This window comes from Serratia proteamaculans (assembly GCF_013337185.1).
GTDB classification, from domain to species: Bacteria; Pseudomonadota; Gammaproteobacteria; order Enterobacterales; family Enterobacteriaceae; genus Serratia; species Serratia proteamaculans_D.
On sequence record NZ_SWDE01000005.1, the window covers coordinates 61,747 to 80,984 of the forward strand.

General features: G+C 56.5%; 19 protein-coding genes and 1 pseudogene. 9 read left to right on the forward strand and 11 right to left on the reverse strand.

The window, feature by feature from the left end; all coding sequences use genetic code 11:
- Positions 1 to 59: 59 nt before the first annotated feature.
- Complete coding sequence (gene tusA / locus FCL49_RS18695) at positions 60 to 305, reverse strand: sulfurtransferase TusA (protein ID WP_012004676.1); 246 nt, start codon at positions 303 to 305, stop codon at positions 60 to 62.
- A 220-nt stretch (positions 306 to 525) separates the two neighbouring features.
- Between tusA and FCL49_RS18700 the strand changes: the two genes are divergently transcribed.
- From FCL49_RS18700 to FCL49_RS18705, 4 genes and pseudogenes are all read left to right on the forward strand, one after another.
- Positions 526 to 1,191: a 7-cyano-7-deazaguanine/7-aminomethyl-7-deazaguanine transporter gene (locus FCL49_RS18700; RefSeq protein WP_174354690.1), complete on the forward strand. Its 666-nt coding sequence runs from the start codon at positions 526 to 528 to the stop codon at positions 1,189 to 1,191.
- Positions 1,192 to 1,194: 3 nt separating this feature from the next.
- Positions 1,195 to 1,323, forward strand: a complete 129-nt coding sequence (locus tag FCL49_RS24860; protein WP_302479879.1) for a hypothetical protein — start codon at positions 1,195 to 1,197, stop codon at positions 1,321 to 1,323.
- Positions 1,320 to 1,415 (forward strand): annotated as a pseudogene (locus FCL49_RS24865) (GNAT family N-acetyltransferase); the annotation flags it as partial. The gene FCL49_RS24860 and the pseudogene FCL49_RS24865, both read left to right, overlap by 4 nt.
- 79 nt (positions 1,416 to 1,494) lie before the next feature.
- Positions 1,495 to 2,058 (forward strand): DcrB family lipoprotein, encoded by a 564-nt coding sequence (locus FCL49_RS18705; protein WP_174354691.1) that lies wholly within the window; start codon positions 1,495 to 1,497, stop codon positions 2,056 to 2,058.
- A 32-nt stretch (positions 2,059 to 2,090) separates the two neighbouring features.
- Here FCL49_RS18705 and glpC read toward each other — a convergent pair whose 3' ends face one another.
- Genes glpC through glpA form a run of 3 tightly spaced genes read right to left on the reverse strand, consistent with a single transcriptional unit; the run spans position 2,091 to position 6,191 of the window.
- Positions 2,091 to 3,290 (reverse strand): anaerobic glycerol-3-phosphate dehydrogenase subunit GlpC, encoded by a 1,200-nt coding sequence (gene glpC / locus FCL49_RS18710; RefSeq protein ID WP_174354692.1) that lies wholly within the window; start codon positions 3,288 to 3,290, stop codon positions 2,091 to 2,093.
- Positions 3,287 to 4,558: a glycerol-3-phosphate dehydrogenase subunit GlpB gene (gene glpB, locus FCL49_RS18715; protein ID WP_174354845.1), complete on the reverse strand. Its 1,272-nt coding sequence runs from the start codon at positions 4,556 to 4,558 to the stop codon at positions 3,287 to 3,289. Before glpB ends, glpC begins: the two co-directional genes overlap by 4 nt.
- Positions 4,548 to 6,191: an anaerobic glycerol-3-phosphate dehydrogenase subunit A gene (gene glpA / locus FCL49_RS18720; RefSeq protein ID WP_174354693.1), complete on the reverse strand. Its 1,644-nt coding sequence runs from the start codon at positions 6,189 to 6,191 to the stop codon at positions 4,548 to 4,550. Before glpA ends, glpB begins: the two co-directional genes overlap by 11 nt.
- Positions 6,192 to 6,556: 365 nt before the next feature.
- Here glpA and glpT point away from each other — a divergent pair, with 365 nt between their 5' ends.
- Both glpT and glpQ read left to right on the forward strand, forming a co-directional pair.
- A complete protein-coding gene (gene glpT, locus FCL49_RS18725) occupies positions 6,557 to 7,912 on the forward strand; it encodes a glycerol-3-phosphate transporter (protein ID WP_174354694.1) in 1,356 nt (451 codons plus the stop codon).
- A gap of 244 nt (positions 7,913 to 8,156) precedes the next feature.
- Complete coding sequence (gene glpQ, locus FCL49_RS18730; protein ID WP_174354695.1) at positions 8,157 to 9,236, forward strand: glycerophosphodiester phosphodiesterase; 1,080 nt, start codon at positions 8,157 to 8,159, stop codon at positions 9,234 to 9,236.
- 35 nt (positions 9,237 to 9,271) lie between these two features.
- Here glpQ and yigL read toward each other — a convergent pair whose 3' ends face one another.
- On the reverse strand, positions 9,272 to 10,072 hold the full coding sequence (gene yigL / locus FCL49_RS18735; protein WP_174354696.1) for a sugar/pyridoxal phosphate phosphatase YigL: 801 nt from the start codon (positions 10,070 to 10,072) through the stop codon (positions 9,272 to 9,274).
- Between the two features lie 11 nt (positions 10,073 to 10,083).
- Entirely contained in the window at positions 10,084 to 11,121 is a 1,038-nt protein-coding gene (gene pldB, locus FCL49_RS18740) for a lysophospholipase L2 (RefSeq protein ID WP_174354697.1), read from the reverse strand.
- A gap of 135 nt (positions 11,122 to 11,256) precedes the next feature.
- Between pldB and rhtB the strand changes: the two genes are divergently transcribed.
- Positions 11,257 to 11,877, forward strand: a complete 621-nt coding sequence (rhtB, locus tag FCL49_RS18745) for a homoserine/homoserine lactone efflux protein (protein ID WP_174354698.1) — start codon at positions 11,257 to 11,259, stop codon at positions 11,875 to 11,877.
- Positions 11,878 to 11,929: 52 nt separating this feature from the next.
- Here the strand turns inward: rhtB and rhtC are convergent, their stop codons facing one another.
- The 3 genes from rhtC to pldA are packed head-to-tail and all read right to left on the reverse strand — an operon-like array spanning position 11,930 to position 15,328.
- Positions 11,930 to 12,556, reverse strand: a complete 627-nt coding sequence (gene rhtC / locus FCL49_RS18750) for a threonine export protein RhtC (protein WP_174354699.1) — start codon at positions 12,554 to 12,556, stop codon at positions 11,930 to 11,932.
- 12 nt (positions 12,557 to 12,568) lie between these two features.
- On the reverse strand, positions 12,569 to 14,401 hold the full coding sequence (gene recQ / locus FCL49_RS18755) for an ATP-dependent DNA helicase RecQ (protein ID WP_174354700.1): 1,833 nt from the start codon (positions 14,399 to 14,401) through the stop codon (positions 12,569 to 12,571).
- A gap of 48 nt (positions 14,402 to 14,449) precedes the next feature.
- Complete coding sequence (gene pldA / locus FCL49_RS18760; protein WP_174354701.1) at positions 14,450 to 15,328, reverse strand: phospholipase A; 879 nt, start codon at positions 15,326 to 15,328, stop codon at positions 14,450 to 14,452.
- A 201-nt stretch (positions 15,329 to 15,529) separates the two neighbouring features.
- On the opposite strand from pldA, the gene FCL49_RS18765 reads away from it, so the two are divergent.
- Both FCL49_RS18765 and rarD read left to right on the forward strand, forming a co-directional pair.
- Complete coding sequence (locus tag FCL49_RS18765; protein ID WP_012004662.1) at positions 15,530 to 16,000, forward strand: thioesterase family protein; 471 nt, start codon at positions 15,530 to 15,532, stop codon at positions 15,998 to 16,000.
- 64 nt (positions 16,001 to 16,064) lie between these two features.
- Positions 16,065 to 16,952 (forward strand): EamA family transporter RarD, encoded by an 888-nt coding sequence (gene rarD, locus FCL49_RS18770; RefSeq protein WP_174354702.1) that lies wholly within the window; start codon positions 16,065 to 16,067, stop codon positions 16,950 to 16,952.
- Positions 16,953 to 16,960: 8 nt separating this feature from the next.
- Here rarD and FCL49_RS18775 read toward each other — a convergent pair whose 3' ends face one another.
- Together FCL49_RS18775 and corA are read right to left on the reverse strand one after the other, a co-directional pair.
- Complete coding sequence (locus tag FCL49_RS18775; RefSeq protein ID WP_174354703.1) at positions 16,961 to 18,019, reverse strand: AbrB family transcriptional regulator; 1,059 nt, start codon at positions 18,017 to 18,019, stop codon at positions 16,961 to 16,963.
- Between the two features lie 110 nt (positions 18,020 to 18,129).
- Positions 18,130 to 19,080 carry a magnesium/cobalt transporter CorA gene (corA, locus tag FCL49_RS18780; RefSeq protein WP_012004659.1) on the reverse strand — a complete coding sequence of 317 codons (951 nt, stop codon included), beginning with the start codon at positions 19,078 to 19,080 and terminating at the stop codon, positions 18,130 to 18,132.
- Positions 19,081 to 19,238 lie beyond the last annotated feature (158 nt).

Below are 19,238 nucleotides of genomic sequence, written 5' to 3' on the forward strand. Positions count from 1 at the left end.
ATCAAATGCCCCAGGGAGCCGAATCGCTACCCTGGGGTGAGATAACGCCCGTACCGCGTTTAGACGCCCTTGCGGAGTAAATAACGGTAAGGCGCGGTGTCGGTTTCCTGCGCCACCAGCGTATGTTCCATAAAGCGGCAGAACCCCGGAATGTCGCGGGTGGTAGCCGGATCGTCGGCGATGATCAGCAGAGTTTCACCGTTATCCATATGGCGCACGGTTTTGCGCACCATCATTACCGGTTCAGGACAACGCAGCCCCAGCGCATCAAGCGTCTGGTCGGCCTGGGCAAATAAGTCAGTCATGCAATTTTTCTCGGTCGAAAACGATCGGCGAACGCTCGCCATATCTTATTAGCGCATAGTTTACGCCGGTAGTTTTTCTGTGCAAGATGCGTTAACGTTTGCGTTAAATTTAACCATTGCATTGGTTGCGCAAACGCGTATCATGCGGCCGCGACGCTTATTTCGCGGCGTAGACAAGACATTCTGGGTTCCCTCACCCCATTATTAAAAAGGCTACAACATGTATTCGTTTACTGCTCGGCAGCGCCTGACCGCGTTGGTCTGGCTATCGCTGTTCCATATTGTCATCATTACCTCCAGTAACTACCTGGTGCAGTTGCCGATGTCCATTTTCGGCTTTCATACCACCTGGGGGGCTTTTACCTTTCCATTTATCTTCCTGGCGACCGATCTGACGGTGCGTATTTTCGGCGCTCCGCTGGCACGACGCATCATTCTTTCGGTGATGGTACCGGCGTTGTTCATTTCGTACGTGATCTCCACCGTGACCTATCAGGGTGAATGGCAGGGCTTTGCCGCCTTGGGCAGCTTTAATCTGTTTGTCGCCCGTATCGCCGTCGCCAGCTTTATGGCTTATGTGCTCGGTCAGATCCTCGACGTCCACGTTTTCAATCGCCTGCGTCAGCGCAGCGCCTGGTGGGTGGCTCCGGCAGCCGCCATGTTCCTCGGCAACATCAGCGATACCCTGTCGTTCTTCTTTATTGCCTTCTACAAGAGCAGCGACGCCTTTATGGCTAACAACTGGGTTGAAATCGCGCTAGTGGATTACAGCTTCAAAGTGCTGATCTGCCTGCTGTTCTTCCTGCCGATGTACGGCGTACTGCTGAATATGCTACTTAAGCGCATTGCCGCACGCCAGGACGACGGCAGCCTGCAACCAGGCTAACCCGTGTTATTATTGCCGGCCTGCACCCACCCGGAGGCCGCCATGACCATCACCATCCGCCACGCCACCCTCGAAGAAATTCACCGCCTTTATCAACAAATCCCCGAATTCGACAACCTGCATAGCCGCTGATGATGCTCATCGGCCAGCACTATCAGATTGTTCAACTGGAAAAGAAAGGCGAAGTGGCTGATTATCGGCTATTACTTGAAAAAACCTTGTGACAACATCTGCTTGCATTTCAACCTGGAATAGGTTGCGATACGTGAGAGAACCCCTACCTGAAAGGAAGAAGGAAGCCCAATGCGTAAAGTAGCAAAATTGATGGGTATCAGCCTGTTAGTGCTCGGCCTGGCAGCCTGTGACGGCGACACCAAAGACACCAAGGCATCGGCAGGAGATGCCGCAGCCAGCGCCCCAGCCGGGCAACAGGTAAGCTTGCTGGACGGCAAGCTGGCGTTCACCCTGCCGGCGGGCATGGCGGACCAAAGCGGCAAGCTGGGTAATCAGGCGAACAACATGCATGTTTACGCCGACAGTACCGGCCAGCGCGCGCTGATCGTGATCCTCGGCGACAAGACTGCCGACAGCCTGGAAACCCTGAGCAAGCGTCTGGAAGATACCCAGCGCTCGCGCGACGCCAACCTGCAGGTGATCACCAACAAAGCCATCGAGGTTAACGGTGTGCCGCTGCGTCAGTTGGACAGCATCATCACCAGCGGCGGCGAGAAAGCCTACTCCTCTATCCTGATCGGCACGCTGGACAACAACATGCTGACCATTCAGGTGACGCTGCCGGCGGATAACCAGCAGCAGGCGCAGAGCGAAGCCGAAGGCATCATCAAAACGCTGAAACTGAACAAGTAATCTTTGCCAAGGCGCAGTTTAATGCTGCGCCCTTAAGCCAATGCCTGCGCCAGCAGGGTGATCGGATGTTCACAGCGCTTGCTGGTCGACATCTCGATTTGCCATTTGCAGGTTTCGCAGTCAGTCACCACCAAGTCGACCCCGCTATCCTCTATCTGGCGGAACAGCGACGCCCCAATGCCCTGCGAAGTCTCATAGTTCTCCGATTTAAAACCATAGGTGCCGGCAATACCGCAGCACTGCGAATCCAGCACCACCAGTTCCAGGCCCGGTATCTGCCGTAACAGCTCCAGCGTATAGGCGGTCCAGCCCATTTTTTCCATATGGCATGGCGTATGATAAGCCACCCGCAACGGCGTGTGCTTCAGCGGCAGCTGGCGCCCTTGATTGATCAGGCGATACAGGTAGCGCGTCGCCAGCTCCACCCGTTCACGCACCGCCGAGGTGTCCACGTCCAGCAGGTGCGGGTATTCATCACGCAGGGTAAAAGTACAGCTCGAAGAGGTCGCTACCACCGGGATCCCCCGCTCCAGTACCGTCTCGTGCAGCGATTCGGCGTTAACTTTGGCCTGTTTTTTTGCCTGGGCAATAAAGCCGTTGGCGATCAGCGGTACGCCGCAGCATTTCTCCCGCTTGAGCAACTGCACGCCGATGTCCATCGCATTGAACACCTTGATCAGATCCTTGCCCAGTTGCGGATGGTTGTAATTGACGAAGCAGCCGTGGAAGAACGCCACCTGATCGGCATAACGCTGTTGGGCCTGCACCTGCTGACGGTACCAGCGGCGGAAGGTACCAAACGAGTACTTTGGCAATTCACGCCGATGGTCAATTTTCAGCGCCTTGTCGAGCAGCGCACGCACCGGTTTTAGCCCGGTAGCGGCATTAACAATCGGCGCAAACGGCGTCGACAGCGAGCCCATGAGATCGGTATGGCTGAGGATAGCGTCACGCAGCGTGGGTTTGCTCTGGGCAAAGTCGGCACGGGCACGCTGAATGATGTCGCCGATTTTGACGTCGGACGGGCAGGCCACCTCACAGCGTTTGCAGTTGGTGCAATACTTCAGCGCCTCATCATACAGCGCCGGATCCTTGAGCCGCAGGCGCTCGCCGTCTGGCCCCGCCTGTTTTGGTCCCGGATAGAGCGGATTTACCTTGGCCACCGGACAATAGGTGGTGCAGACGGTGCATTTGATGCAGTTTTCAAAGCTATTATCTTTGTGCAGGCTCATGGACGCTCCTCCTGTGCCGCAATCTGTTGCGCGACGTACAGCGCCCCAATCAGCGAAACACCCGCACCGCAGCCCTGCTGCAGGGGATCATAGCCACCGGTCACGGCGCCGATGGCATACAGGTTACTCAATGGTTCCCCCTGCCTTAAGGCACGCAGCCGGTTATCGGTACGTACGCCAAATTGCAAATAGGGCTGCGGAGCAAACAGATTGCGATCGCTCCAGTCTGCGCGATCCGCACGGCTGTCGACATCCAGCCCAAACACCGGTTCACGTATACCGTCAAAATCCGCCACCAGCCCGTTGCTGAAGAAGCTGCCGCTGGCCAGCACCACCTGCTGCGCCAGCAACGGAATATCGGTGTGGTTGCGGGTATAGAGGCCAGTGACCCGCCCGGCTTCGATATCTGCCCGCAGCACGCTATCACCTGGCATAAAAACGCCGCCCAGTTGCTGCAGACGCGAACGCAGCGCCTGATACAGGCGCATACCCAGAACCGAAGGCGGCAACGTCGGTAACAGCAGAATCGGTTTACCCAGCGCCGCCTGCAACGCGGCCAGTGAGGTATCATCTTCCAGCCCCAGACAGGCGGGCAGGAAGATCGCCTCGGCATCACCGGCCAGTCGACGCATTTCTTCCGCCATCGGTGTCAGGTTTTCCGGCAGGTCCAGCACTCTGGCAATATTCACCGCCCGGAACTCGCTGGGGTTGTTGCGCAGCCGATCCAGCGCTGGCAAGTGCATATAAGCGACTTCAGCCTTGATGCCCAGCGTCTGTATCAGGGAACTGGCAGCCAACTGCGGCTGAAAATCCAAAAATCCTTCAATACCGATCACCGCGATATTTTTCCACGGCAGTTCGCCGTCCAACGGCGTGACCGGAATAGCCTGCGGACTAAGCCAGGTGGCCCGGCGCGTCCCCAGCGGAGTCACCCGCAGATGATTACGTGCACTGCTGCCCTGCAGGCTCAAACCACAGCGTTGCAGTAGCTGGGCCGCATCATCCGACAGTGCGGCCACCCTTTCCGCCCCCATCAGCGTGTAAGGATGCCGTGGCGCTTGTAGCGCAAGCTCAGGCATTGCTGCCAAGGGTGACGTTATCGGAGTGCCGTCAGGTAACTGCGCCAGTAGATCAAGCGAGCCGGATGAAAAATAGAGCGCGCTTTGGCCTGAACTGACCACTGCGCAGCGCTTACCCTGTTCCGCCAGCCTGATAGCGCAGGTCATGCCTGCCAGTCCGCCGCCAATCACCACTACGTCAAATCGCATCATCGGCCTCCTGATCCCCCCGGGCATCAAGCCCGCACAATCCCTGGTAAACCCAGCTGGTAAACTCACTTTCACGTAGCGCATCGCCCCAGGCGATCGGCCGTACTCCTTTCCAACGCTCGTTAAGGAAATGCGATAGCTGATCGATCGACTGCTGCGGGGTGGTGACGTTAAAACGCGTCAACAGCCCGGCGGCACGGCAGGCGCAGAGTTCCCCCTGACAGGTGCCCATGCCGACGCGGGTGCGGCGGCGGAGATCGACCAGATTGTTGACGGTGAGGGAGTTCACCGCATAACGCACTTCGCCGGCGGTGACCGCTTCACATTCGCACACCAGGCTGTTATCCAGCCGATCGCCGGCCGGTACCTGACTGGCTCTGTCGCCATGGCGATAGACCGCCGAACCACGAATGCTGGCAGGCAGAGAAACCACGCTGCGCACCGTTTCTTCCGCCGACTGACGGGAGCCGGGCAAGGCTTCCTGCGCGGTGGTACAAGGGGTGTCTAACCTGAGCTTTTCACACACTTTATCGGTCGCCCACTGCGCCATCAGCCGGTAGGTCATCAACTTGCCGCCGGTAATGGTAATAAAGCCTTCCAGGCCGTCGCGGCTGGCATGATCGAGCAGCACGATGCCACGGCTGACGTTGCGGCCGCTGGGGTCGTCGTCACTGGCTACCAGTGGTCGCACACCGGCATAGGCGCGCAGAATACGCGTCTGCGCCAGCTCCGGCGCCAGCAGCGCCCCCTCGCGGATCAGGATGTCCACTTCCTGCGGTGTCACCAGCATGTTGTCGATCTGGTCATAGTCAATATGGGTGGAGGTGGTGCCAATCACCGAGATGGTGTCGCCCGGCACCAAAATGTCGGCGTCCGCCGGTTTGCGGCAGCGGTTGATCACCATGTTGTTGATGCGATGGCCGAGGATCAGCAGCGCGCCCTTGGCCGGGAACATGCGAATCCGCAGATCGGCATATTCCGCAATCTGCTGGCCCCAGATACCGGCCGCGTTGACGACCACTTCGGCATGAATATCGTAGTGCTGTGAAGATTGATGGTCGAAAACGCGCACTCCGGTTATGCGATCGCCTGCGCGAAGTAAACCGACCACCTGATGATAGGTGAGGATCTGCGCACCGTGCTCGCGGGCATCGAGCATATTGGCGGCGGTCAAACGGAAAGGGTCGACAGTACCGTCCGGTACCCGCACCGCGCCAATCAGCGTCGGGTTGGCCGCCGGCTCCAGGCGCAACGCCAACTGCGTGTCAATCGCTTCAGCGTTGATCCCGGCACTGTGGCAGGAGGCAATGAACTGTTGCTGGTAGGCCAGCGAATCCTGCGGCAGCGTGATAAACAGCCCATCGGTTCGCTCGATGCAGTGGTGCGCAATGCGCTTGAGGATTTGGTTCTCTTCTATGCATTCACGCGCCGACTCACCGTCGGTCACTGCATAGCGTGCTCCGCTGTGCAGCAGACCGTGGTTGCGGCCAGTGGCACCGGTAGCGATATCGTGACGCTCCAGCAGTATGCAACGCAGGCCTCGGCGCGCGCAGTCACGAGCAATACCCGCGCCGGTCGCACCACCGCCAATGATGATCACATCCGTTTCGTTATCCGATGAATGGCTGCTCATAAGACTCTCTCAGGATCTGTAGTTATTCACCTATTGAGCCACAGTCATTGGGGGCTTTGTTTGATAAGGAACAATAACGAACTCGAAACGAAAATCAAATGTCCACAAAAAACCATGAATGTGATCATAATCACGATTTTTAGGCGTTTTTCTATTTCATAACGTTAACGAATCGCTCAAAATCCGCCGGTGTTTCATAAAAGTGTAACAATTGCGCCATTCATCACAGCGACACCAGGCTGATTTGACTAGGATGACGCTCGTTATGGAACAAAAAAACACCACATTCGATATCCGCTCAATCTTCAAATGATCGTTCTTGGTCATATTGATGTGATAACTAGATAAAGCCATCGGAGGCGCTCATGTTGAGTATTTTTAAGCCGGCAGCACACATTTCCCGTGTGCCGGTCGACAAAGTCGACCCGCTGTACCGTAAATTGCGCTGGCAGATTTTTATGGGGATTTTCTTCGGTTATGCCGCCTACTACCTGGTGCGCAAGAACTTCACCCTGGCCATGCCTTACCTGATCGACCAGGGCTTCAGCCGCGGTGACCTCGGTTTCGCGCTGTCCGGTATTTCCATCGCCTACGGTTTTTCCAAATTCATCATGGGGTCGGTTTCTGACCGCTCCAACCCTCGCGTGTTCCTGCCCGCCGGCCTGATCCTGGCTGCCGCGGTGATGCTGTTCATGGGCTTCGTGCCATGGGCGACTTCGAGCATCGCGGTCATGTTCGTGCTGCTGTTCCTGTGCGGTTGGTTCCAGGGGATGGGCTGGCCGCCATGTGGCCGTACCATGGTGCACTGGTGGTCGCAGAAAGAGCGCGGCGGTATTGTTTCTGTCTGGAACTGCGCCCATAACGTGGGTGGCGGTCTGCCGCCGCTGCTGTTCCTGCTGGGCATGGCCTGGTTCAACGACTGGCACGCAGCGCTGTATATGCCGGCCTTCGGCGCCATTCTGGTGGCCCTGATCGCCTTCGCTCTGATGCGTGATACCCCGCAATCCTGTGGTCTGCCGCCGATCGAAGAATATAAAAACGATTTCCCTGACGACTACAGCGAGAAAGCGGAAGAAGAGCTGACCGCCAAGCAAATCTTCATGCAGTACATCCTGCCGAACAAGCTGCTGTGGTACATCGCCATCGCCAACGTGTTCGTTTACCTGCTGCGTTACGGCATTCTGGACTGGTCACCGACCTATCTGAAAGAAGTGAAGCACTTCTCGCTGGACAAGTCTTCCTGGGCCTACTTCCTGTACGAATATGCCGGTATTCCAGGCACCCTGCTGTGCGGCTGGATGTCGGACAAGGTGTTCAAGGGCAACCGTGGCGCCACCGGCGTGTTCTTTATGACCCTGGTGACCATCGCTACCGTGGTTTACTGGCTTAACCCGGTCGGTAACCCTGGCATCGATATGGCCTGTATGATCACCATCGGCTTCCTGATTTACGGCCCGGTAATGTTGATTGGTCTGCACGCACTGGAACTGGCGCCGAAGAAAGCGGCCGGTACCGCGGCGGGCTTCACCGGTCTGTTCGGTTATCTGGGTGGCTCTGTCGCAGCCAGCGCCATCGTCGGCTACACCGTTGACTACTTCGGTTGGGACGGCGGCTTTATGGTGATGATTGGCGGCAGCGTCGGTGCAGTATTGCTGCTGCTGTTGACCATGCTGAGCGAGAAAAAACACCACGCGGAAATCGCTGCCAACAAACGCGGTTAAGCGTCATACAACTTTCGCATTATTTAAAGGCCGCATCGCGGCCTTCAGACGGATGACAAACCTCATTCCTGCCCAGAGCAAGTAGAGGTTGATAAATAAAAAATCAGGAAAATCAATTTATTGATTTTCGGCTGATCACCACAAAGTAGGAAAAACCACGCTTTTTCCTGCTTTGTCAGCAACTTTAAAGGCCGCACTGCGGCCTTTTTACTACCCCTGCCCCTACAAAATGGAGAACAACAATATGCGGACTCAAGTCAAAGCCCTGCTGACAGGGATTATCCTGGCCACCTCAATGGTCAGCGCCGCACAGGCTGCCGACAAGGTAGTGATCGCCCACCGTGGTGCCAGCGGCTATCTGCCGGAACACACGCTGCCGGCGAAGGCTATGGCCTACGCGCAGGGTGCAGACTTCCTCGAGCAGGATCTGGTGATGACCAAGGACAACGAACTGGTGGTGTTGCATGACCACTATCTCGACCGCGTCACCGACGTAGCCGAACGTTTCCCGGACCGCGCACGTAAAGACGGCCGCTATTACGCCATCGACTTTACCCTGCCGGAAATCAAATCGCTGAAGTTCACCGAAGGCTTCGAGATTGAAAACGGTAAAAAGGTGCAGGGTTACCCTGGCCGTTTCCCGATGGGCAAATCCGATTTCCGCGTCCATACCTTCCAGGAAGAGATCGAGTTTGTGCAGGGGCTGAACCATTCAACCGGCAAGAACATCGGTATTTACCCGGAAATCAAAGCGCCATGGTTCCACAAGCAGGAAGGCAAGGATATTTCCAGCAAAGTGCTGGCGGTGCTGAAGCAGTACGGCTACACCGGCAAAGGTGACAACGTTTATCTGCAATGCTTCGACGCCAACGAGCTGAAACGCATTAAAACCGAGCTGGAGCCGAAGATGGGCATGGATCTGAAGCTGGTCCAACTGATTGCCTATAACAAATGGCAGGAAACCTATGAGCAGAAAGCCGATGGCAAATGGGTGGAATACGACTATGACTGGATGTTCAAGCCGGGTGCGATGAAACAAATCGCCCAGTATGCCGATGGCATCGGGCCGGACTACCACATGCTGGTGGTGGCTGAGAAATCCAAACCGGGCAAGGTGGTACTGACCGATATGGTGAAAGAAGCCCATGCCAACAAGCTGGCGGTGCACCCCTTCACTATCCGTGCGGACGCACTGCCGAACTACGTCACCGACGTGAATCAACTGTATGACGTGATTTACAACCAGGCAGGCGTTGACGGCGTGTTCACCGACTTCCCTGACAAGGGCGTGCAATTCCTGCAAAAGCAGAACCAGCACAAGTAATACGAATGAGGGCGCCGCGAGGCGCCCTGTTCATATCAACCCAGGAACATCTTGCGCAGGTAGTGAGGCACCGCATCATCAACGTTGGAGCCAATCACTTCCAACTCCGGCAGTTTGTCTTTCAGGCGCTGATGCGCGTCGCGCATGATGCAACCCTTGCCGGCCATCGACAGCATTTCCAGGTCATTCATACCGTCGCCAAAGGCAATGCACTCTTTCAGCGTATAGCCAATGATCTTGGCCACTTCTTCCAGCGCATGGCCTTTTGACACGCCACCGGCCATCACTTCCAGACAGGTTGGGAACGAGAAGCTGACGTTAACCCGATCGCCCCAACGCGCATTGATGGCATCTTCCAGCGGCAACAGCTTTTCATGATCGTCACAGGTGAAGTACACCTTGCACACGCCATCGGTTTCCAGCAGGCCCGGCTCGAACAGTTGGTACTTGAAGACGGACTCACGGAAGAACTCTTCCTGCTCCGGACTTTCGCGGTTAATGAACCAGTCGTCATTACGATAAACGTTAGTGGTGATGTCCGGATCGTTATGCAGCATACCGTAGAGATCGCGGGCAATGTCTTCGGCCAGGTTGTGGCTGAAAATCAGCTCGCCGTCGGTGTTATGCACGCGAGCACCGTTGGAGGTGATCATAAAGGCGCTGATCTCGAGGTTATCGCGGATCTGCGCAACGTCGATGTGATGACGGCCGGTAGCAAAGACAAAATGTACGCCGCGTTGGGTCAGCAGCTTCAGTGTCTCTTTGGCGTAAGGTGACAGAGTGTGGTCGGGTGACAGCAGCGTGCCATCTAAATCGGAAGCGACGACGTGATACATAGCGGTAATTTCTAACCTCTAATGGTGTGGTCGGCGGTTGGGGTACCACCTAAATGATGAGCAAAGAAACGCAGGATTGCGCTCAGTGCTTCGGCGCGCATCGCGTCCCGCTCAAACAGGATCTCATGCCGTGCGCCTTCGATAACCTGCGGTTTTCCCCCTTCACAGGGATGCCCCGCTTCTGACAATGCCTGACAAAAAGCCTGATGGGAACGGTTGTCGACCACCCGATCCTCACCGGCCTGCAATAATAATAGCGGCGTGGTGATTTTAGCCGCCTGGGCGATGATCTCTCGCCCGGCCTGAAGGCTTTCCCGTACCCAGTGGTAGGTTGGCCCGCCCACCTGCAGTTCGGGATAATCGGCGTAATAACGTAAACAGCGACGGTAGCGCTCACGGCTGTGGGTCAACACGTTGACCACATAAGGTAGCGGTCGCCACTGACCGGTGCCTATCGCATAGTAATCGCGCACCCTGGGGTGCTTCTCCGTCCAGTTCAGAATGCGATTGGCCATCCAGCCCGGCATCGGCAAATAGATACCGAACATCGGTGCACAAAACGCAGCAGCATCAAAAGCCTGTGGCTGGCGGGCCAGGAACTGCGCCAGGATCGCACCGCCCATCGAGTGAGCCAACGCAAAGTGTTGCCGATAACCGTGCGGCACCACCTCCTGCTGATAAAACTGGGCGAAATCGTCGACGTAATCGGCAAAGTTTATCACATGACCACGGTGCGTATCAGTCAGCAAACGGCCGGAACGGCCTTGCCCGCGATGATCCAAAATCATTACGTCATAGCCGCAATGGAACAGATCGTAGGCAACCTCAGGATATTTAATATAACTTTCGATACGACCGGGGCTGATCACCACCACCCGCTGATGGCGAGAGGAACTGAAACGCACAAAACGGATGGGCACGCCGCCGACACCGCTGAACTCGCCCTCCTCACGCTGCCGCCAAAAGTCCAGCAGCGGTCCCGTGGCGAAAGCAGCAAACTGCTTTTCACGCGTTAACCAATCATCAGTGCTGAGAGTAAACGACGTCATCAAGTGCTTTTCCCTGAGCTACCAGTGGCAAAAATGTGACCTCTGGCACAAGAAATAATACTAGCGTATTGTGATTCAATTCTTACAAAAACCGCATCATTTTGGCACAAATTGGCGCTTTCAGGGAGTACTGCAATGACCTTGGACTGGTGGTTAACCTATCTGCTGACAACTCTTATCCTCAGCTTGTCACCCGGTTCAGGGGCGATCAACACCATGAGCACCGGTATCAGCCACGGTTATCGTGGCGCAGCGGCGTCCATTGCCGGCCTGCAGGTCGGGCTGAGCCTGCATATCGTACTGGTAGGCATTGGTCTCGGTGCACTGGTATCGCAGTCACTGCTGGCGTTTGAAATGCTGAAGTGGTTCGGCGCCGCCTATCTGGTGTGGCTTGGCATTCAACAATGGCGCGCTGCAGGTTCGCTGGACTTGCATACGCTGGCAGGCACTATGCCGCGTCGCCGTCTGTTCCGCCGAGCGGTACTGGTGAATCTGACCAACCCGAAAAGTATCGTGTTTCTGGCCGCACTGTTCCCACAGTTTATTTTGCCCAACCAACCACAGGCCGAGCAGTACCTGGTGCTCGGTGTCACTACCGTGGTGGTGGATATTTTCGTGATGATTGGTTACGCCACCCTGGCCACCCGCATTGCCGGCTGGCTGAAAACACCACGCCAGATGCAGTTGTTAAACCGTATTTTCGGTTCACTGTTTATTCTGGTGGCCGGGCTGCTGGCTACGGCCAGAAAGGCATAATGCAAAAGGGCCGAACATGGCAGTTCGGCCCTCAAAATCTGTGTGGCAGTGATTAGCGGGTAAAGATCAGGTGTAAACCAAAACCGGTAAACAGCACGCCCGCCAGTCCGTCTATCCACTTGGCCAACCGTTGATAACCCCGGCGCATGCTCGGCAATGCAAACACCACCGCCACCAGGCTGAACCAGACAAAAGTCTCAGCGATGATCAGCAAGAACAGGCCCCAGCGGGCACCGGCACCGACGTCGTCACCCACAAACAGTGAAAACACGCTGCCGAAATAGATAACCGCCTTCGGGTTGGACAAGTTGGTCAGAAAGCCACGGATAAAGCTGCGCCCAGGCTTCGGCAAGGCCACTTTCACCTCCGCCGCAGGCACCGACTGGGCATTTTGAGAACGGGCGGAGCGCAACAGTTGCCAGCCCATCCAGCACAGGTAAATCCCACCACCCACCATGATGATTTGATGCAGCCAGGCCATTTTTTGCAGGATCAGGTGCAGGCCCATCAAGGCCACGCCCGCCCACACCACGATACCCAGTGAAATGCCCAGCACGCCCATCATCGCCTCACGGCGCGAACGGCTGGCGGCGGTTTGCGAAACAAAAAAGAAGTCCGGCCCCGGGCTCATCAGCGCAATCAGGTGCACCAGTGCCACGGTCAGAAACAGCATCAGCATGATTTATTGCCCTTAATCTTCGTCATTATCGAGGTGATCGCGGATCATCGCCATAAACGGCGCGCCAAAACGCTCCAGCTTGCGCTGACCGACACCGTTAACGCTTAACAGGTCGCCGGCCTTGATAGGCATCTGTTCCGCCATTTCCAACAAGGTGGCATCGTTAAACACCACATAAGGCGGGATATTTTCTTCGTCGGCAATCGATTTTCGCAACTTGCGCAATTTGGCGAACAGTTTGCGATCGTAATTGCCGCCGTAGGACTTTTGGTTACTGCTGCTGCGGGCCTTCAGGCTCTGGATGCGCGGTACCGCCAGTTGCAGTTCCAGCTCCCCCCGCAACACCGGCCGCGCAGATTCGGTCAGTTGCAGCGCCGAGTGCATGGCAATGTTCTGGGTGATAAAACCCAGATGGATCAACTGACGCAGCACGCTGGTCCAGTGCTCGGTGGTCTGTTCGCGACCAATACCGTACACCGGCAGTTTCTCGTGCCCGTATTCACGGATACGCTGATTATTAGAACCGCGCAGCACCTCGACAATGTATCCCAGCCCGAAACGCTGGCCGACACGGTACACGCAGGACAACGCCTTGCGCGCATCCTCCAATCCATCGTAACGCTTGGGGGGATCCAGGCAGATATCGCAGTTGCCGCAGTTCTGGTGTTTGCCTTCGCCAAAATAGTTGAGCAGCACCAGGCGGCGACAGGTTTGCGCTTCGGCGAAAGCCCCCATGGCGTTCAACTTGTGGCGCTCAATATCCAGTTGCTGTCCGGCGGACTTTTCCTCCAGACAGCGGCGCAGCCAGGCCATATCGGCCGGGTCATACAGCAGGATCGCCTCGGCCGGTAAGCCGTCGCGCCCGGCACGGCCGGTTTCCTGATAATAAGATTCGATATTGCGCGGAATATCAAAGTGCACCACAAAGCGCACGTTGGGTTTGTTAATGCCCATACCGAAGGCGACGGTGGCGACCACTACCTGTAAATCATCCCGCTGGAACGCTTCCTGCACCTGCGCGCGGCGGTCGTTGTCCAACCCGGCATGATAGGCCCCCACGCTCAGCCCACGGCTTTGCAGGCGGGCAGTGGTGTCTTCCACCTTGGCGCGGCTGTTGCAGTAAATGATGCCGCTTTTGCCGCGTTGGTCCTGCACAAACCGCCACAATTGGTCGAGCGGCTTGAATTTCTCCACCAGCGTATAGCGGATGTTTGGCCGGTCAAAGCTGCTGACCTGCACCAGCGGATCCTGCAGTGCCAGCAGACGGACAATGTCACCACGCGTAGATTCATCAGCGGTGGCGGTCAGCGCGATCACCGGCATAGCGGGGAAACGTTGCTTCAACAGCCCCAATGCACGGTATTCAGGCCGGAAGTCATGACCCCATTGAGAAATACAGTGCGCTTCATCTACCGCCAGCAAGGCAGGTGGATTGCCGCCGAGCTGATCGAGGAAGCTGTCCATCATCAGCCGCTCGGGGGCGATATAAAGCATTTTGATCTGGCCGCTGCGGCAACCTGCCATGACCTCAAGCTGTTGCTCGCGCGTCTGGGTCGAGTTATAGCAGGCAGCGGAGACGCCATAGGCCAGCAACTGATCGACCTGATCTTTCATCAATGAGATCAACGGGGAAACCACTAACGTCAGGCCATCCATCACCAGCGCCGGGATTTGGTAGCACAACGATTTACCGCCGCCGGTTGGCATAACCACCAGGCAATCCTGCCCGCCGATCGCCGTGTTGATAATCGTTTGTTGACCCGGTCGGAATTGCTGGTAGCCGAAGGTATCGCGTAATACCTGCTCTGCCAGCAACTCTTTGTTTATCACTGCTGCGGTTGACACACACTTCCCCATTTTTTGTAGCAAAACGCCGCCTTTATGACGGCCGGATTACATAATATCGTTAAGCATGACACCAACGCCAACCCGTGTCTGCCGGAAGTTGTAATCAATCAGGGATTCGCCGTAGCCGCTGAACACCTGGGTGTAGAAACGCACATGCTTGCTGATCGGATAGCTCCAGCCTAACTCCGCACCGCCATAGCCGCTGTTCCAGTTGTAGTGACTGTCGACACTGAACACGCTGTCACCCCAGGCATAACCCACTTTCAGGCGGTAATAGCCCATATATTTGGTGATATCCGGGTTATCGTCGCTGCTGTCGCTTTCTGCGAAGCGGAACCAGGGTTTGAGATCCACCTGCCAGTTGCCGTTTTGCGCCATAAAGCGGGCGTAACCCCGGTTCCAACTACGGGAAGTGGGATCGGAGCGGCCGTTGGACTGGTGATTCAGGCCCACTTCAACGTCACGCAGTGTCCAGCCGGCGAAGCTGTAATCGGTCGCCCACCCCAGGAACACCTGCGGTTCGTAGTTGGTCTCACGGAACGGTGATGACTCGCTGTGGTTGGAAAGCTGCCACCATGAGCGCTGAGTATAAGACGCACCCAACACCGAGTTGTCGCCAAGAATGCCGCGCCACAGCGGGAATGCCAGGCTGAGCTGGTATTTCACTTCATCCTTGCGAGCATTATCAGCCCAGTTATAGGACTTGATAGCCTCTTTGTTGATATTGCTGGTATCGGTATACAACACATAGTTGGTGTCATACGGATACAGCGTGAATGGGTTGTCGTGATCCTGCAGCATATTGGCAATAATGCTGCCACGCACCGCCGGCTTATCATGAATTTGCTGCTCTTTGGCTTCTTCTGCCTGTACCAGCGGTGCCGCCGCCAGCGTGGCCAAAACGACCCCGGTCAAAATGCGCATAACCTTCCTCACCCCAACATAAAATGACAAACGCTGAAATAAAAACAGGCCATTTTACACACAAAGGGAGTTTTACAGCAGTGCGGCGTGTATTTATTGGATTAGTCTGGAAAGCAACAAAATATAGGCATAATATCAACAAACAGTTAACCTGGACTGACCAGTTAGCTTCCCCTATTACACAGAAAAGAATGGGTATTTATGTCTACCACACCACTGACGCTTGAAGCTGCCCGCCAGAAAATTGGCGAAATCTTTGTTTATCACATGCCGTTTAACCGCGAGCTGGGCCTGGAACTGCGCCGTTTTGACGACGACTACGTGGAGCTGAGTTTCACCAACCAGCCCAAGCTGGTGGGCAATGCCGCCCAGAAAATTCTGCACGGCGGCGTGATCGCCTCAGTGCTGGACGTTGCGGCGGGTTTGGCATGTGCCGGCAGCGTACTGATGCGTCTGGATCCGTTGATCGAAGAAGAAGTGGCTACTCGTCTTTCCCGCATGGGAACCATCGATCTGCGCGTTGACTATCTGCGTCCTGGTCGTGGCGAGCATTTCGTTGCCGCCGCCAGCGTATTGCGCAGCGGCAACAAAGTCGCGGTCGCCCGCGTCGAACTGCATAACCACGATGGCCTGCATATCGCCAGCGCCACGGCCACCTACCTGGTCGGGTGATTGTGCGCGGTGAGCGTCTTCAGTACACTCACCGCATCTCCGTTTTTCCCATCCGAGTAACGTCATGGACGCACAGCAAACACGACAGGGCATCTTCTTTGCTCTGGCTGCCTATTTTATTTGGGGTATCGCCCCGGCCTATTTCAAGCTGATCCAGCAGGTGCCTGCTGACGAGATCCTCACCCATCGGGTGATTTGGTCATTCTTCTTTATGCTGGCGCTGATCACCCTCGGGCGTAACTGGTCACAGGTGCGGGCTGCCTGCCACGACCGTAAACGGCTGTTGCTGCTGGCGGTGACCGCATTGCTGATCGGTGGCAACTGGCTGCTGTTTATCTGGGCGGTGAATAATCACCATATGCTGGAAGCCAGCCTGGGCTATTTCATTAATCCGCTGGTGAATGTGTTGCTGGGGATGTTGTTCCTGGGCGAACGCTTTCGTCGTATGCAGTGGCTGGCGGTGGTACTGGCTTTTGCCGGCGTCCTGATCCAGCTCTGGCAGTTCGGCTCACTACCGATTATCGGCCTTGGGCTGGCGTTCAGCTTTGCCTTTTACGGCCTGCTGCGCAAGAAGATCGCCATCGACGCGCAAAGCGGCATGCTGATCGAAACCCTGTGGCTACTGCCGGTAGCAGCGGCCTATCTGTTCCTGTTCGCCGACAGCCCGACCAGTCACCTGGGTGCCAACCCCTGGTCGCTGAACCTGTTGCTGGTGGCGGCCGGTATCGTCACTACCATACCGCTGCTGTTCTTTACCGCTGCGGCTACCCGCCTGCGCCTGTCGACGCTCGGCTTCTTCCAATACCTCGGCCCCACGCTGATGTTCCTGCTGGCCGTCACCTTCTACGGTGAAACCGTCGGGCAAGACAAGCTGGTGACCTTCGGCTTTATCTGGGCGGCGCTGCTGTTGTTTATTCTCGACGCGCTCTACACCCAGCGCAAACTGCGTTGATGCCAGCGTCAAGTTGACGCCGGCGTGGCGTGGTTGGAAATAAACCGCGCCATCGCCGGCCCCGTCAGCAGAATGGTGAATAAACGCAGCGTCTGCATTGCCATCACAAAAGACATATCGACCCGGCTGCCCGCCGCAATGATCGCCACGGTATCCAGCCCACCGGGGCTGGTAGCCAGATAGGCGGTCATCAAATCTACCGGTAGAAAGTGCGTCAACATCCACGCCAGCAGGCCACAAAACAGCATCAGCGCGACTATCGACACTACCATCTGCGGCAAAGTCCGCAGCGCCAGTAAAAATATTGGCCGGGTAAAACGCAGCCCGACGCTCCAGCCAATCAGGGTGTAGGCCAACGCCAACAACCATTCTGGTACCTGTAGCGCCATAGTACCGCTGGAATGCAGTGCCGCACCGATGATCATCGGCAGCAACAGTGCACCGGAAGGAATGCGCAGTCGGGGGCCCAACCAGGCACCGACAATGGCTACGCCCAGCGTCGCCGGGAAGCGCCAATCCAGCGACGGAAACCACTCCAGCGCTATACTGCCATGCCCCGCCTCATCACCCAGCCCAATGCGGGCCACCATAGCGGCTGCGGTCGCAACAAACAGCACCCGCAGATACTGCATAAAGGCCACCAGTCGAACGTCCGCGCCAAAATCCCCGGCCATTGCCACCATCGCCGACGCTCCGCCAGGCGATGAGCCCCAGGCACCGGTCGGCCCAGGCAGGCGGCTAAAACGTACCAGGCACCAGCCGGAAATACCACTGGCCAGCAGCGTGGCGATCAGCACCAGCAGCACCAGCGGCCAGTCGTCGAGTAACGGTGTGAGAATAGCGGGAGAAAGGCTTTGTGCAATCATACAGCCCAGCACCGCCTGCGCAGCGATAAACAGGTAACCGGGAATGCGAACCGAGGCCCCCAACAACCCCATGGCCACGCCGACAATCATCGGCCCCAGTAACAGCGCAGCGGGAATATGGAAAGTTTGCAGGCCAAACCCCAGCACCAGCGAAGCCAGCAGCAGGATCGACCATTGAATCAAGCGGGGGAACTTCTCCATCGAAACGCACGCCTTAAGGACAGATAAGCTAAGCGGGCATTCTACCCTCATTTAGCAGGCTAATCTTTGGCAGCAGCAGAAATATCGGGCGCACAGGGTCGCCCGTCAGATTAAAGCCAGTTTTTGCGTTTGAAGTACAGGTAGGGGGCCAGCCCCGCCAGGATCATCAGGCTGATGGCGCCAGGATAACCGAACGACCACTTCAGCTCCGGCATAAACTCAAAGTTCATCCCGTAGCTTGAGGCCACCAGCGTTGGCGGCAGAAACACCACCGAAACCACCGAGAAGATCTTGATGATGCGGTTCTGTTCGATGTTGATAAAGCCCATCGCCGCCTGCATCAGGAAGTTGACTTTCTGGAACAGCGATTCGTTGTGCGGCAGCAGGGATTCGATGTCGCGCAGCACTTCACGCGCCTGTTCCAACTGACCGGTCGGCAGCCGCGCCTTGCGCACCAGGAAGTTCAGCGCACGCTGGGTATCCATCAAACACAGACGGACCTTCCAGCCGATATCTTCCAGCTCGGCCAGCGTCGACAGCGCCTCGTCGTACTCATCGCCCTGATGGCCTTCCATGATCACCCGGCTGAGCTTTTCCAGATCGCTGTAGACGTTTTCAATCTCGTCCGCCAGCTGCTCAATCTTGGTTTCGAACAAATCCAGCAACAGCTCGTAGGCGTTGCCGTCAACCATCGTCAGGTTACGGGCCCGCATGCGATACAGGCGAAATGCAGGCAGTTCGCGCTCACGCAGGGTATACAGGCGACCATCGCGGATAGTGAAAGCCACGGTGGAGTTGCCGGCATGGTCTTCCGCATCTTCAAAATAGAAGAAGGAGTGAATATGCAGACCGTCTTCGTCTTCGAAGAAACGCGCGGAGGCTTCGATATCATCCAGCTCCGGGCGTGTCGCCAGGCTTTGGCCCAGCTCGTTTTGCACGCGCTCACGTTCGCCTTCTTCCGGCTCAACCAGGTCAACCCACAGTGACGTAGTAAGATCATCGGAGTCATCCAACTCCAGACGGGACAGGCGGCTGTTATCTAATTTAAACGCGCTCAGCATCTGCTAAAACTCCCTTGGGGTGACAGGGGTAAACAACGCGTGGAAGCACAGAAACAGGGGGATGTTGTATCGCCAGCTTGTTTCAGACCATGAAGGATCTGACTCATAGCGACACTGAAGAGGTCGCCGACAACCACGAAGGCTATCAGCTCAATGGG

Bases quoted from the DNA above. Each gene is read 5' to 3' on its own strand.
- tusA (WP_012004676.1), bottom strand. From the start codon at position 305: ATGACTGACTTATTTGCCCAGGCCGACCAGACGCTTGATGCGCTGGGG.
- FCL49_RS18700 (WP_174354690.1), top strand. From the start codon at position 526: ATGTATTCGTTTACTGCTCGGCAGCGCCTGACCGCGTTGGTCTGGCTA.
- FCL49_RS18705 (WP_174354691.1), top strand. From the start codon at position 1,495: ATGCGTAAAGTAGCAAAATTGATGGGTATCAGCCTGTTAGTGCTCGGC.
- glpC (WP_174354692.1), bottom strand. From the start codon at position 3,290: ATGAGCCTGCACAAAGATAATAGCTTTGAAAACTGCATCAAATGCACC.
- glpB (WP_174354845.1), bottom strand. From the start codon at position 4,558: ATGCGATTTGACGTAGTGGTGATTGGCGGCGGACTGGCAGGCATGACC.
- glpA (WP_174354693.1), bottom strand. From the start codon at position 6,191: ATGAGCAGCCATTCATCGGATAACGAAACGGATGTGATCATCATTGGC.
- glpT (WP_174354694.1), top strand. From the start codon at position 6,557: ATGTTGAGTATTTTTAAGCCGGCAGCACACATTTCCCGTGTGCCGGTC.
- glpQ (WP_174354695.1), top strand. From the start codon at position 8,157: ATGCGGACTCAAGTCAAAGCCCTGCTGACAGGGATTATCCTGGCCACC.
- yigL (WP_174354696.1), bottom strand. From the start codon at position 10,072: ATGTATCACGTCGTCGCTTCCGATTTAGATGGCACGCTGCTGTCACCC.
- pldB (WP_174354697.1), bottom strand. From the start codon at position 11,121: ATGACGTCGTTTACTCTCAGCACTGATGATTGGTTAACGCGTGAAAAG.
- rhtB (WP_174354698.1), top strand. From the start codon at position 11,257: ATGACCTTGGACTGGTGGTTAACCTATCTGCTGACAACTCTTATCCTC.
- rhtC (WP_174354699.1), bottom strand. From the start codon at position 12,556: ATGCTGATGCTGTTTCTGACCGTGGCACTGGTGCACCTGATTGCGCTG.
- pldA (WP_174354701.1), bottom strand. From the start codon at position 15,328: ATGCGCATTTTGACCGGGGTCGTTTTGGCCACGCTGGCGGCGGCACCG.
- FCL49_RS18765 (WP_012004662.1), top strand. From the start codon at position 15,530: ATGTCTACCACACCACTGACGCTTGAAGCTGCCCGCCAGAAAATTGGC.
- rarD (WP_174354702.1), top strand. From the start codon at position 16,065: ATGGACGCACAGCAAACACGACAGGGCATCTTCTTTGCTCTGGCTGCC.
- FCL49_RS18775 (WP_174354703.1), bottom strand. From the start codon at position 18,019: ATGGAGAAGTTCCCCCGCTTGATTCAATGGTCGATCCTGCTGCTGGCT.
- corA (WP_012004659.1), bottom strand. From the start codon at position 19,080: ATGCTGAGCGCGTTTAAATTAGATAACAGCCGCCTGTCCCGTCTGGAG.